General features: G+C 72.8%; 12 protein-coding genes. 6 read left to right on the top strand and 6 right to left on the bottom strand.

Annotated elements, in window-relative coordinates; genetic code table 11:
• The first annotated feature begins 236 nt into the window (after positions 1–236).
• Together ACN9M0_RS15220 and ACN9M0_RS15215 are read left to right on the top strand one after the other, a co-directional pair.
• Positions 237–1,076 (top strand): VOC family protein, encoded by an 840-nt coding sequence (locus ACN9M0_RS15220; protein ID WP_366038403.1) that lies wholly within the window; start codon positions 237–239, stop codon positions 1,074–1,076.
• A 232-nt stretch (positions 1,077–1,308) separates the two neighbouring features.
• Positions 1,309–3,714, top strand: a complete 2,406-nt coding sequence (locus ACN9M0_RS15215; protein WP_399698519.1) for a PQQ-binding-like beta-propeller repeat protein — start codon at positions 1,309–1,311, stop codon at positions 3,712–3,714.
• Here ACN9M0_RS15215 and ACN9M0_RS15210 read toward each other — a convergent pair.
• Positions 3,711–4,343, bottom strand: a complete 633-nt coding sequence (locus tag ACN9M0_RS15210) for a hypothetical protein (RefSeq protein ID WP_426403764.1) — start codon at positions 4,341–4,343, stop codon at positions 3,711–3,713. The two genes, ACN9M0_RS15215 and ACN9M0_RS15210, sit on opposite strands and share 4 nt — an antisense overlap.
• Before the next feature lie 126 nt (positions 4,344–4,469).
• Here ACN9M0_RS15210 and ACN9M0_RS15205 point away from each other — a divergent pair, with 126 nt between their 5' ends.
• Positions 4,470–5,027 carry a hypothetical protein gene (locus tag ACN9M0_RS15205; protein WP_366038406.1) on the top strand — a complete coding sequence of 186 codons (558 nt, stop codon included), beginning with the start codon at positions 4,470–4,472 and terminating at the stop codon, positions 5,025–5,027.
• Between the two features lie 12 nt (positions 5,028–5,039).
• On the opposite strand, the gene ACN9M0_RS15200 is transcribed toward ACN9M0_RS15205, so the two are convergent.
• The 4 genes from ACN9M0_RS15200 to ACN9M0_RS15185 form a co-directional block, all read right to left on the bottom strand.
• On the bottom strand, positions 5,040–6,197 hold the full coding sequence (locus tag ACN9M0_RS15200) for a hypothetical protein (RefSeq protein WP_426403763.1): 1,158 nt from the start codon (positions 6,195–6,197) through the stop codon (positions 5,040–5,042).
• A 127-nt stretch (positions 6,198–6,324) separates the two neighbouring features.
• Entirely contained in the window at positions 6,325–7,089 is a 765-nt protein-coding gene (locus ACN9M0_RS15195) for an enoyl-CoA hydratase/isomerase family protein (RefSeq protein WP_366038454.1), read from the bottom strand.
• Positions 7,090–7,133: 44 nt separating this feature from the next.
• Positions 7,134–7,559, bottom strand: coding sequence for a Zn-ribbon domain-containing OB-fold protein (locus tag ACN9M0_RS15190; RefSeq protein ID WP_399698524.1), 426 nt, complete (start codon positions 7,557–7,559; stop codon positions 7,134–7,136).
• 5 nt (positions 7,560–7,564) lie between these two features.
• Positions 7,565–8,707 (bottom strand): lipid-transfer protein, encoded by a 1,143-nt coding sequence (locus ACN9M0_RS15185; RefSeq protein ID WP_426403762.1) that lies wholly within the window; start codon positions 8,705–8,707, stop codon positions 7,565–7,567.
• 84 nt (positions 8,708–8,791) lie between these two features.
• On the opposite strand from ACN9M0_RS15185, the gene ACN9M0_RS15180 reads away from it, so the two are divergent.
• The 3 genes from ACN9M0_RS15180 (at position 8,792) to ACN9M0_RS15170 (ending at position 11,447) form a co-directional block, all read left to right on the top strand.
• On the top strand, positions 8,792–10,378 hold the full coding sequence (locus ACN9M0_RS15180) for a FadD3 family acyl-CoA ligase (protein ID WP_426403761.1): 1,587 nt from the start codon (positions 8,792–8,794) through the stop codon (positions 10,376–10,378).
• A 97-nt stretch (positions 10,379–10,475) separates the two neighbouring features.
• The gene (locus ACN9M0_RS15175) at positions 10,476–11,114 is read left to right on the top strand and encodes an LppU/SCO3897 family protein (RefSeq protein WP_399698526.1); all 639 of its coding nucleotides are present in this window, start codon (positions 10,476–10,478) and stop codon (positions 11,112–11,114) included.
• A 195-nt stretch (positions 11,115–11,309) separates the two neighbouring features.
• On the top strand, positions 11,310–11,447 hold the full coding sequence (locus tag ACN9M0_RS15170) for a hypothetical protein (protein WP_366038412.1): 138 nt from the start codon (positions 11,310–11,312) through the stop codon (positions 11,445–11,447).
• 637 nt (positions 11,448–12,084) lie between these two features.
• On the opposite strand, the gene ACN9M0_RS15165 is transcribed toward ACN9M0_RS15170, so the two are convergent.
• Positions 12,085–12,300 (bottom strand): hypothetical protein, encoded by a 216-nt coding sequence (locus ACN9M0_RS15165; RefSeq protein WP_426403760.1) that lies wholly within the window; start codon positions 12,298–12,300, stop codon positions 12,085–12,087.
• Positions 12,301–12,367: the final 67 nt, after the last annotated feature.

Below are 12,367 nucleotides of genomic sequence, written 5' to 3'. Positions count from 1 at the left end.
ATGGGGTGCACCCCGTTCTGCGAGGTCGGCACGCGTGTCCGCGTCGGAGCGGAGGGGCGGGTTCCAGCCACCTCGGAGTCGGGTACGGGAGTCCCGTACCCGAATAGGCTTATGAACAGCCTGTGGACAACTTCGGTGGACAACTCAGGCACCGCAAGGGATCCGACCCGATAAATCGTCTTTTTGTTCGCATATCGGGGCGTGCGGGGCCGCCCCCGCCGTCCTAGCGTGTTGACATGGCCGTACGCATTGAGGGCACCCCGTGCTGGGTGGACGCACAGCTTCCCGACCTGGAAGCGGGCAAGCGCTTCTACGGCGAGCTCTTCGGCTGGACCTTCGACCCCGACCGCGACGAGGCCCTCCTCGACGGGCGCCGGGCCGCAGGACTCGTCCCCAAGCGCGACGGACGCATGCCCACCACCTGGACCCTCTACCTGGCCACCGACAACGCCGGCACCCTCGCCGCCCGGATCAAGGCCGCCGGCGGGCAGATGGTCATGGAGCCCTACCCGGTCGGCCCCTTCGGCGTCTACGCGCTCGCCGCCGACCCCGGCGGCGCGGTCTTCGGACTCCGCCAGGAGGGCGACGACGACGGCTTCGAGGTCACGAACGAACCGGGCGCCTTCTGCTGGATGGAGATCTACACCCGCCGGCCGGAGGACGTCGACACCTTCTACGCCACCGTCTTCGGCTACCTCGGCCGCCAGGCCGACGCCGGGGAGGAGGGGCGGGAGGCCGGCTTCGACTACCGCGTCTGGTCGCCCCCCGGCTCCCGGACCGGCGACGACAGCGCCTTCGGCGGGCGGGCCGTCATCACCGACGACTTCCCCGCCGAGATGCCCGGCCACGTCCTCGTCTACTTCGCCGTCGCCGACTGCGACGAGGCCTGCGAGACCACCGTCCGGCTCGGCGGCCGGATCGCCACCCCGGCCTTCGACACCCCGCACGGCCGCATCGCCGTCCTCCACGACAACCAGGGCGCCCGTTTCGCCGTCCTCGCGGAGCCGAAGCAGGAACCGAGGCAGGAGCCGAGGCAGGAGCCGAGGCAGGAACCGAAGCCGGAGCCGGAGCTGTAACCGAAGCCGGAGCCGAAGCCGGAGCTGTAACCGAAGCCGAAACCGAAGCCGGAGCCGGAGCTGTAACCGAAACCGGCCGCTACGGACTGATCCGTCCGCCCCTGTGCTGCCCGGTGCTTATGACCTGTGACACCCCGATCCGCCCCCGGGTTCGCAACCAGGCCCTCGGACAGGAAGAATCAGGGTCCACGGGGCCGTACCCTCATGGCCCGTACGGGGAGGTGGCAGGCAAGTGGAACAGCTGACGCAGCACGACCCGAGACGTATCGGGCCCTTCGAGGTGCTGGGCCGGCTCGGCGCGGGCGGAATGGGCCTGGTCTATCTCGCGCGCTCGGCCTCGGGCCGGCGCGTGGCGATCAAGACCGTGCGCACGGAGCTCGCGGAGGACCAGCTGTTCCGGGTCCGCTTCACCCGGGAGGTGGAGGCCGCCCGGGCGGTCTCCGGCTTCTACACGGCCGCCGTCGTCGACGCCGACCCGCGCGCGGCCGTGCCCTGGCTGGCCACCGCCTACGTGCCGGCGCCCTCGCTCGAAGAGATAGTGAACGAGTGCGGGCCGCTCCCGGCCCAGGCCGTCCGCTGGCTCGCGGCCGGTGTCGCCGAGGCCCTGCAGTCCATCCACGGCGCGGGCCTGGTCCACCGCGACCTCAAGCCCTCCAACGTCCTCGTCGTCGAGGACGGCCCCCGGGTGATCGACTTCGGCATCGCGTCGGGCGTCTCCAACACGCGCCTGACCATGACCAACGTCGCCGTCGGCACCCCCGCCTACATGTCGCCCGAGCAGGCCCGCGACTCGCGCAGCGTCACCGGCGCCAGTGACGTCTTCTCGCTGGGCTCGATGCTGGTCTTCGCCGCCACCGGCCACGCGCCCTTCCACGGCGCCAACCCGGTCGAGACCGTCTTCATGCTGCTCCGCGAGGGCCCCGACCTGGAGGGCCTGCCCGAGGAGCTGCGGCCCCTCATCGAGTCCTGCATGCAGATGGACGTCACCCGCCGGCCCACCCCGGCCGACCTCCAGGCGCAGCTCGCCCCGCACCTCTTCGGCCCCGGCAGCGACGACAGCGGCACGGCCTCCGCCTGGCTGCCGGAGAGCGCCACCGCCATGATCGAGCGGCGCCGCGGCGGCGGCCGCCAGCTGCCCGGCCCGGCCGCCCCGCCGCGGCCGCCGGCGGACCCGCCCGGCCCCCGCCCCGACCCGCGCTTCCCGGAGCGCGCGCCGGAGCACGCGCCCGTCGGCGGCCGGCACGCCGGTCCCGCCGAGAGCGCGGGCGGTCCCGTGCGCCTCGGCGGTGCGACCGTGCCGATCGGACCGGGCCCCCGGGTCGCCGACACCCGGGCGGCGCTCGCCGTCGGCCGGGGCGCCGACGCGGGTCCCGCGACCGGCTGGATCCGTCCGCCCGGCGGCGGCCCGCACGGCGCCGAGCAGGCCCCGCAGCCCGGCTCCCGTCCGGTGTCCGTGCCCGCGCAGGGTGCCGACCCGGCGGCGCCGGAGCCCGGCCACTGGCGGCCCTGGCGCTTCCGGATGTCCAACGACGTCTGGGGCACCCCGGTCGTCGACGGCGACCTGCTGTACGTGACCTCCTTCGAGGTGCACGCCCTGGACACCGGCAGCGGCAGGCGCCAGTTCAAGACCCGGGACGTGGCCTGGTCGATGGCCGTCGCCTCGGGCCGTATCCACGCCTCCGACGGACCCACGCTGTACGCCCTCGACGCGACCGACGGCAGCGAGCGCTGGCGGCTGCACACGGACGCCTGGGTGTACTCGCTCCAGGTCGACCGGGGCACGGTCGTCACCGGCACGCGCGGCGGCGGCGTGCAGGGCTGGGAGGCCTCCAACGGCGCCAAGCTGTGGGAGCTCACCGGCGCGCAGACGGACTTCGAGACCCCGGAGGCGGGGCCCGCCGTGCACGGCGACACCGTGTACGTGTGGCGGGACGCCCGGCTCCAGGCCCTCGACGCCCGCACGGGCGTGGAGCGCTGGTCGTACCCGATCGGCGACGCAGCCTCCTGCGCCAACGTGCCGGTCCGGGTGGCCCCGGCCGAGGACGGCTGCGTGTACGTCTCCGCCGGGACCCGGGTCCTGTCGATCGACATCGCCGCCGGGCACGTCCGCTGGCACTTCGAGGCGCCGGCCGTCTTCCTGTCCCCGCCCGCCTTCGCGCCGGGACCCGCCGTCACGGGCGGCGGGGTGTACCTCTCGGACCACCTCGGCACGGTGTACGCGCTCGACGCCACCACCGGGCAGGACCGCTGGCGGATCGCGACCGAGCCGCGCCAGTCCACCGAGCCGGTGCTCGTCGCCGACGGCAACGTCCACGTGGGCAGCGGCAGCGCGCTCTACACGCTCGACGCGGTCACCGGCACCCCCCGGTGGCGGTTCGCGGCGGGCGGCGAGCTGGTCGGCTCGCCGGTCGTCGCCGACGGCCGGGTGCACTTCGGCTCGGCCGACCACGTCCTGTACACCCTGGACGCGACCGGCGGTCAGCTCCGCTGGAAGCTCGCGACCGGCGGCGAGATCACCGGCTCGCCGGTGGCGAAGGGCGGGGTCGTGTACGCGTGCAGCAAGGACCGCTGCGTGTACGCGCTCGACGCGGTCAAGGGCACGGCGACGGGCAGGGGCGCGGCGGCGCCGAGGGTCTAGGCGCCAGGTCCCCTGTCGTCACCGGGGCCGTCCTTCGGGGGCGGCTCCGGGGGCGGCCGGTCCGTGAGGGTCTGGTCGGTGCCCGTGCGGTCCGTGAAGGTTCGGTCCGTGGGGGCCCGGTCCGGCAGGGTCTGGTCGGTGCCCGTGAGGTCCGGTGCCGCCGGCGGGCCGGCGTGGGGCGGATGCGTGGGCCGGTGGCTCCGGCCCACCCGGGCGTGGCTCCGGCCCGACATGACGAGCGCGCCGAGGAGCAGCAGGACCCCGCCGCCGAAGGCGTTCGCGACCCCGTCGCCCAGCCCCGTACCGTCGGCGTCGACCGTCAGACCGCCCTCCGCCTGGCCGACCCGCACCATCCACAGGATCGTGAAGCCGAGGGCGACGAGCCCGGCGAGGGCGACGAGCAGCCGGGAGCGGAGGAGTACGCCGACGACGGTGACGAGGGCGGCGAAGGCGAAGGGCAGCAGGATCGAGCCCAGGACTTCGGCCTTGGCGTCGGTGATGCCGGTGAACAGGTCCCCGATGGCGTAGTCACGCCCGTGACGGCCGTCGTACCAGGCACGGAAGGGGCTCCAGACGGCGGCCGTCGCTCCGGCGAGAGCCAGGACGGAGCCGGCGATGTTGCGGATCATCGATGCGGCCTCCTCGGCGGTCCGGCTCTCGCTCCCGACGCTACGCCGGGTGAGGGGGGCCCGCCATGTGGCGCGGCGGCACCCCTTAGGGTGGCGCGGACACGACAGACAGGACGGGGAGCGGCGATGGTACGGACGCGACTGAAGCTCGCGGCGACGCTCACGGTGGTGGTCCTCGCGCTGACCGGTTTCCACACCGGCAAGGGCGGCCACGGCAGCAGCGGCGGCAGCGGGAAGAGCAAGAGCGGCAAGAGCAAGAGCCGGCACCACTCGGGCTCGGACGACGACGACTCGGGCGGCGGCTGCTCCAGCGACGAGCAGGGCAACGACGACTACATCAACTCGGGCGGCTCCACGGCCACGGCCAGCCCTTCCCCCACGTCGGCGAAGGTCGAGGTCGTGGTCGTCGACTGCGTGAAGCCCGCGCAGAAGAAGCGCAAGGGCAGGCCCGCCCGGAAGGCGGACACCACGTCGACCCTGAGGATCACCTCGCACGACGCGCTGGAGGGCACGTACGAGGTGACCCTGGAGTTCAAGGGCGTCACGGGTTCCGCGGTCGACTCGGTCACGACGGTCGTCACGGTCGGGAGCTACGAGGACAAGACCTTCGAGGTCGCGATGAAGACCCCGAAGGCCGTCGACCGGGTGAAGAACTGCTGGGTGTACGACGTACGGAAGAAGTAGCCGCGGCGGGGTTCAGTTCCAGCGGATCAGCGTCGTGCGGAGGTTGTCCTCGTCGGCGACCGGGGGGTCCACGTTGGTGATCTTCACCGGCGCGCCGCCGGAGAAGTCCCCGCGGAAGAGGCCCTCACGGCGGTCCTCGCCCCTGGAGAGGAACGCGAAGCTCTTGCCGTCCGGGGAGAGGACCGGCTGGCCGCTGATCCGGTCGTTCTCCGGGACGAGGTCCTCGGTCTTCAGGAGCTTCTTGTAGTCGGCGGAGAACGTCAGCTGCTTGAAGTCGCAGACCAGGGTGGTGGCGTTCCGCCAGAAGGCCGGCTCGCAGAAGGTCGGGTTTTCGTCGTCGAGGCCCGCTGTCGCGATGTCGGTCAGGTAGACCCCTGCGCCGATACCGTTCTGACCCTTGGGGCTGACCCCGCTCAGGCGGACGCCGCCGTTCGTGCTGGACGTCGCCACGATGCCGCCGGCGGGGACCGCCACCGCGTGGATGTCGTCCGTCGCGAGCACCGTCTCCGCCGTGGGGCCGTCCTGCTTCAGAAGATCGGGGATCTTCTCGAAGGGGGTGTTCTCCTCGGTCTTCAGGCCGCCCTTGGGGTCCCGCGAGGCGAGGGCGCCGGTGGCCTCGTCGTCGATGCGCCCGTTGTCGTACCAGAGGCGGCCGGTCACCGGGTGGAAGGCGACACCGCCGTTGTCCAGGCGCTTCGTGAAGGAGTCGGGGTCGGGCGCGCCGACCTCGCGGCCGGTGGCGAGGTCGAAGGCGGCGGCGCGGTCCCCGTTGACGAGCCCGGCGACCAGCGTGAGGTCCTTGTCGAAGGCCGTGGAGACGCGGTAGCTGGGCCCGTCGTCGTCGCAGCCGGTGATCGGCTCGGCGTCGGGCGGCATGGCGGTGGCGCGCTCGCCGACGAAGGCGCCGTCCTTCGCGGCGAAGGAGCGCAGGATGACCTGGTAGGACCGGCCTCCGGTGCCGTCCTCGACGGTCTGGCAGAAGGCGACCGCGAGGCTGCCCGGCTGCGCGAGCGCCGCGGTCCTCGACGCGCCGCCGTCACCGTCGCCCTGCCCGGCCTCGCTGCCGCCGCCGGCGCCCGCGCCCGTCACCGGGTCGCTCCCGCCGCCGCAGCCGGCCAGCATGAGTGCGGCTCCGGCCGCGAGTCCGGCCTTGATGATGTGTCGTCCCATGACAGCTCCCCGTTGCATGCCACAGCGGTCGGGCGTGGCCCGATCGTGCTGTGAACGCGGGGCTGTCCCACCGCTGTTGACGGCGTCTCGTTAAACGAAGATCCATTAAAACAGACGTTCGCAACTGCTATCGAAGCCGGTGGGCGCCCTTCCTTCGGGTGAACAGCTCCGCCTGCCGTTCCGGCGGCAGGTTCCCGAGCGTCACCAGGTGCGGGGCGTGCGCCAGGGCCTGGAGGCGGGAGGCCTCCTTGGTCGACCACAGCGCCCGGACCGTGCCCTGGACGGCCTCGGTCGGGTACGAGGCGATGACGGCGGCTGCCTCGCGTGCGGCCTCCAGCGCCCCGCCCGGCTCCGTCACCTCGCTGACCAGACCCGTCTCGTACGCACGTCGGGCGGAGACCCGTTCGGCGGTGCCCATGAGGGCCATCCGGGCGACTTCCCCGAACGGCATCTTCTGCGCCATGTGGACGGTCTCGAAGGCGGAGACCATCCCGTAGGTGGTGTGCGGGTCGAAGAAGGTGGCGCTCTCGCCCGCGATCAGGAACTCCGCCTCGCCGAGCAGGTAGAAGGCCCCGCCGCAGGCCATGCCCTCGACGGCGGCGATGACCGGTTTCCACAGGTCGTTCGCCTTGGGTCCGATGGCGAGGAGGGGGTCGTCGATCGTGTACGGGGAGGAGGGCTGCGGCACGTCCACGGAGCGGTCGATGCCGGTGCAGAAGGCCCGGCCGCCGGCCCCGGTGACGACGATCGCCCGGACCTCGTCCTCGTACCGGAACCCCCGCCAGACGGCGGCGAGGTCACGGGCCATGTCCAGGGTGATCGCGTTGTGCTTCGCGGCCCGGTCGAGGGTGACGACGGCGACCCCGGTCTCCTTGTCGCGCTCGACGCGGATGTGGTCGCGCCCGCCGCGGGCGCCGTCGCGCTCGTCCCCGATGCTCACGACCGCTCCAGGAGCCAGCGCGGGACGGTGATGCCGTCGATCTCGGTGAAGGCGACCCGTACCGCGGCGCCGATCCGGAGCCGGGCCGGGTCGACCGAGTTCAGGGGGGCGTCGGGGGCGGCGACGACGTTGCCGACGAGGCGGATGCGGGGGGCCTCGGCGAGTTCGACGAGCACCGCGTTGTACGGGGCCTGGGCGGCGTACTCGGGCAGGAGCGGCGGGTGGGGGAGGACGTACGACCAGATCCGGCCGCGTCCGGACATGAGACGCCACTCGCTGTCGAAGGAGCGGCAGTGCGGGCAGCAGGGGCGGGGCGGGAAGCGGAGCTCGCCGCAGGAGGCGCAGGCCTGGATCCGCAGTTCGCCCCGGGCGGCGTACTCCCAGAAGGGAGCGCCGTCCTCGTCGATCACCGGTGTCAGCATCTGGGTCAGCTCCTCAGGAGAACGGCCGAAGTGGGGACGCCCTCGCCCGCCGTGACCAGGCAGGTGGCCGCGTCGGGGACCTGGGCGGTGGAGGTGCCGCGGAGCTGCTTCACGCCCTCGTTGATGAGGTTGAAGCCGTGCACGTACGCCTCGGAGAGCCCGCCGCCGCCGGTGTTGAGCGGCAGCCGGCCGCCGATCTCCAGGGCCCCGCCCTCGGTGAAGGCGCCGCCCTCGCCGCGTCCGCAGAAGCCGTAGCCCTCCAGGGAGAGCGGGACGAGCGGGGTGAAGGCGTCGTAGATCTGGGCGACGTCGACGTCCTGGGGGCCGAAGTCGGCCTGCTTCCACAGGTGCCGGGCGGCGGTCCAGGCGGGGCCGGAGAGCGGGTCGTCGTTCCAGTAGTTGACCATGCCGTGGTGCTGGGCGGGCAGGCCCTGGGCGGCGGCGTGCACGTACACGGGTTTCTGCCGGCAGTCGCGGGCGCGTTCGGCGGAGACGATGACGCAGGCGAGCGCGCCGTCGGTCTCCAGGCAGTTGTCGAAGAGGCAGAGGGGTTCGCTGATCCAGCGGGCGGTCATGTACATCTCGCGGGTCAGCGGCCGCTCGTACATGATCGCGGCGGGATTCTGGTTGGCGCGGTTGCGGCAGGCCAGGGCGACGTTGAAGAGGTGGTCGCGGGTGGCGCCGTACTCGTGCATGTAGCGGCGGGTGAGCATGCCGATCTCGTCGGCGGGGCGGAGCAGCCCGAAGGGCCGGGTCCACTGGCCGGGGGTGGGCAGCTGGACGGCGGTGTTCTTCCAGGGGCGGGGTCCCGATCCCCGTTTCCTCGACCGCCAGGCGACGCCGACGCTCGCCTGCCCGGTGGCGACGGCGGCGGCGAGGTGGCCGACGGTGGCGCAGGAGCCGCCGCCGCCGTAGCCGACCTTGGAGAAGAAGGTGACGTCGCCGGCGCCGATGGACTTGGCGACCTCGACCTCGTCGGTCTCCTCCATCGTGTACGAGGCGAAGGCGTCGACCTCGGAGGGGTCGATCCCGGCGTCGTCGAGCGCGGCGAGGATCGCCCGGCAGGCGAGGGTCTTCTCCGTCTCGGGGAGCTGTTTCGCGAAGGCGGTCTGTCCTATCCCGGCGATGGCCGTGGCGTCCTTGAGCACCGAACCTCCTCATGGGGCAGCACTGCTGACAGCGCGTCAGGCTACAACTAATCTGACGGATAGTCAGCTACAGGGAGGTGGGGTATGGACGTGGACATGGACCCGGACAGGGACCTGCGCGGCGACCTGGAGTGGGGCACGATCCCCGGGCTCGTCCGGGCGGCGGCCGAGCGGTACGCGGAGCGGGAGGCCGTCGTCGACGGCCGCGTCCGCGTCACGTACGCCGAACTCGGGATACGCGTCGAGCGGGCGGCCGCCGCCTGCCTCGCCACCGGGATACGGGAAGGGGACCGGGTCGCGATCTGGGCCCCCAACACCTTCGACTGGATCGTCTCCGCCCTCGGCGCCGTCACCGCCGGCGCCGTCCTCGTCCCCCTGAACACCCGCTTCAAGGGCACCGAGGCCGCCTACGTCCTCCAGCGCTCCCGGGCCCGGCTGCTCTTCGTCACCGGCACCTTCCTCGGCACCTCGTACGTGGCCTCCCTGCGCCGCTCGGGCGTCGAACTCCCCGACCTGGAAAGGGTGGTGGTCCTCGGCGACACCGCCCCCGACGACGCGGGCTGGACGACCCTGAAGGCCTTCCTCGCGGAGGGCGACGGCGTCCCGGCCGCCCGCGTCCGCGCCCGGGCCGACGGCATCGACCCCGAATCCCCCTCCGACATCATCTACACCTCCGGCACCACCGGCCGCCCCAAGGGCGCCGTCATCAGCCACGCCCAGACCCTGCGCTGCTTCGCGATCTGGTCCGAGCTCGCCGGCCTCCGGGAGGGCGACCGCTACCTCGTGGTCAACCCCTTCTTCCACACCTTCGGCTACAAGGCCGGCATCCTCGCCTGCCTCATGCGGGGCGCGGTGATCGTCCCTCAGTCCGTCTTCACCGTGGACACCGTCCTCGCCAACATCGCGGCCGAACGCGTCACCGTCCTCCCCGGCCCGCCGACCCTCCACCAGTCCCTCCTGGACCACCCGGCCCGCCCCGCGCACGACCTCTCCACCCTCCGCCTCGTCGTGACGGGCGCGGCCGTCGTCCCGCTGCGGCTCGTCGAACGCCTCCGCGCCGAGCTGGGCGTGAGCACGGTCCTCACCGCGTACGGCCTCTCCGAGGCGAGCGGGATCGTCACCATGTGCCGCCGCGACGACCCGGACGAGACGATCGCCACCACGTCGGGCCGCCCGATCCCCGGCACGGAACTCCGCCTCTCCGACGGCGGCGAGGTCCTGGTCCGGGGCCACCACGTGATGAGCGGCTACTTCGAGGACGAGGAGGCGACGGCGACGGCGATCGACGCGGACGGCTGGCTCCACACGGGAGACATCGGCGTCCTGGACGAAGCCGGCAACCTCCGCATCACCGACCGTCTGAAGGACATGTTCATCGTCGGCGGCTTCAACGCCTACCCGGCCGAGATCGAGCAGCTCCTCGGCCTGCACCCCGACATCGCGGACGTCGCCGTCATCGGAGTCCCGGACCCCCGCCTCGGCGAGGTCGGCAAGGCCTTCGCGGTCCGGCGGGCGGGCGCGAGGGTCACCGCGGACGACCTGATCGCCTGGTCGCGCCGGGAGATGGCGAACTACAAGGTCCCGAGGGAGGTCGAGTTCGTGACGGAACTCCCGAGGAACGCGAGCGGGAAGGTGGTGAAGGGGGAGCTGCGGGCGCGGACGGGGAGCTGAGGGCGAGGCCGGGGAGGAGACCGCAACCAACCCCCTCCATGGACACGTCATACGGACAGCCCTTCGCGTACCCCTCCCCTCCCTCCAGGAGCAGCCGGTGCCGACGCAAGAGATTCCCCTTACCCTCACCCCGCAGCAGGCCGCCCAGGGCGTGATCCTCACCGTCCAGCTGCCGTCCGGACCCGCCCACATCACCGTCCGCCCCTGCCGCCACGGCGAACTCGTCGCGGCCCGGCTCGGCGACGGCACGGTCTACCTGCGCATCACGGTCGCCGGGGCCCCACAGGCCCCCAAGAAGTCCGGCGGCCTCGGCTGCCTGGTCATGCTCCTCGTCATCGGCGCGCTCGTCGGCGGCTCGTACCTCCTGAACCACGACGAGGACGAGGACCCCGGCAGCGCCGGCCCCGGCCCGGTGCCGACCTTCTCGTACGACCCCTTCCCCAGCGCCACCCCCACCGAGGACGAGCCCGACCCGTACGAGAACGGCACCTGCCTCAACGGCACCCTCCCGAACTCGGAGACGGCGCAGAGCGTCAGCGGCGTCGAGGAGGTGTCCTGCTCGGCGTCCGACGCCCACTACAAGGTCATCCAGACCTTCCCCTTCACGTCCGACATGAACCGGTGCAACACCAACCCCAGGACGGAGTACGCCTTCTCGCACCGCTACACGATGAACGGCACGACGATCAGCGAGTACGTCTACTGCCTGATCGGCCTGGGCTCCTACGCCCGCTGACGCACGAGGACCACGACCCCCTCGACCTCCCGCACCCCTGCCCGCCGCGGCACCCTGACGATCGAGGACGCGGCGCGCGGGGGCGCCCGGTGGGCGCTCGCCCGTCCGGATGACGCGGGGCGTATCCACCACTTCGGGCTCGGGACCTGCGGATACGCTCCGAGACCCGGCCCCGGGTCGCGCGAGGAGCACCCCATGAAGGCAGCCGGTTCCCTCACGGCGGTCGTGGTCCCGGCGTCGGACCTCCTGCTCGGCCCGCACGGCGCGGCGGCCGCCGCCGACCCGGCGCCGTGCGTACGCGGCGAGTCCGAGACCCGGAAACCCTGGAAGTGACCGTGGAACGGAAGCGCCTCGCCGGTCTCCTCGCCGGGGCCCTCGTCCTCGGCACCACCGCGTGGGCCGCGACGGAGGCCTTCACGGCCCGCACGTCGCCTGTGCACGCCCTCTGCCTGCCCGACCTTCCCCACGGACGAGTACATACCGGCGGCGATGAGCCACCTCGCCTACGCCACCGTCGAGGAGGCCGTCGGCTACGACCCCGACACCGACGGCGGCCCCGGCGGCATCCAGCGCGTCCGCCTCCGCGTCCTCCAGCCCCTCAAGGGCCAGGTCCCCGGCACGCTCACCCTCGGCCAGGGCGACCCATGTGGCCCACGGCGTGGTGGCCCCGCTCGGGGAGGGGTGCACGGACGGCGCGTGAGGGGCGGCCCTGCACGTGCGGTGCCGGCCCGGGAACGCTTGCCGCGGACGCCCGGCGTCAACACGGCGGAGGGGCCGGGCAGATGCCCGGCCCCTCCTTGTGCGGCGGTCCGATCGCGTTGCGCACGGGCCCTGCCCGGACGGATCCCCCCTGGTTCCGCCCGGGGGTCCCCCGAGCCCGTGTGCTCCCCCGTCGACCGGACCTCCCTGTTCGGCCCCGGCAGCTCCCCCGAAGTCGCCGCCGCGGCCGTTCCCCGTCGGGAGTGGTCTGCTAGGCCGGCTTGACGGCGGTCTCGTCGTGGCCGCCCGTGATCTTGCCGGTGATCGCGTCGAGCGCCGGCTCGGAGGTGGCGTGCATGTCCTTGGTGGTGATGGCCTCGTCGTGGCCGCCCGTGATCTTGTCGGTGATCGCGTCGAGCGCCGGCTCCGAGGTGGCGTGCATGTCCATGGGCTTGATGATCGGGTCCTGCTTGATCGGGTCGGTCATGCTCGTCAACTCCTGCTTGTGATGTCCGAGATGTGAGGAGATTCGCCCAGCCGTTCCCCCGTGGACA

It is taken from the genome of Streptomyces sp. R-07 (assembly GCF_049913175.1).
Lineage (GTDB): Bacteria > Actinomycetota > Actinomycetes > Streptomycetales > Streptomycetaceae > Streptomyces.
The sequence above is the reverse complement of the archived record's forward strand: the minus strand, read 5'-3'. Positions and strand labels throughout refer to the sequence as shown.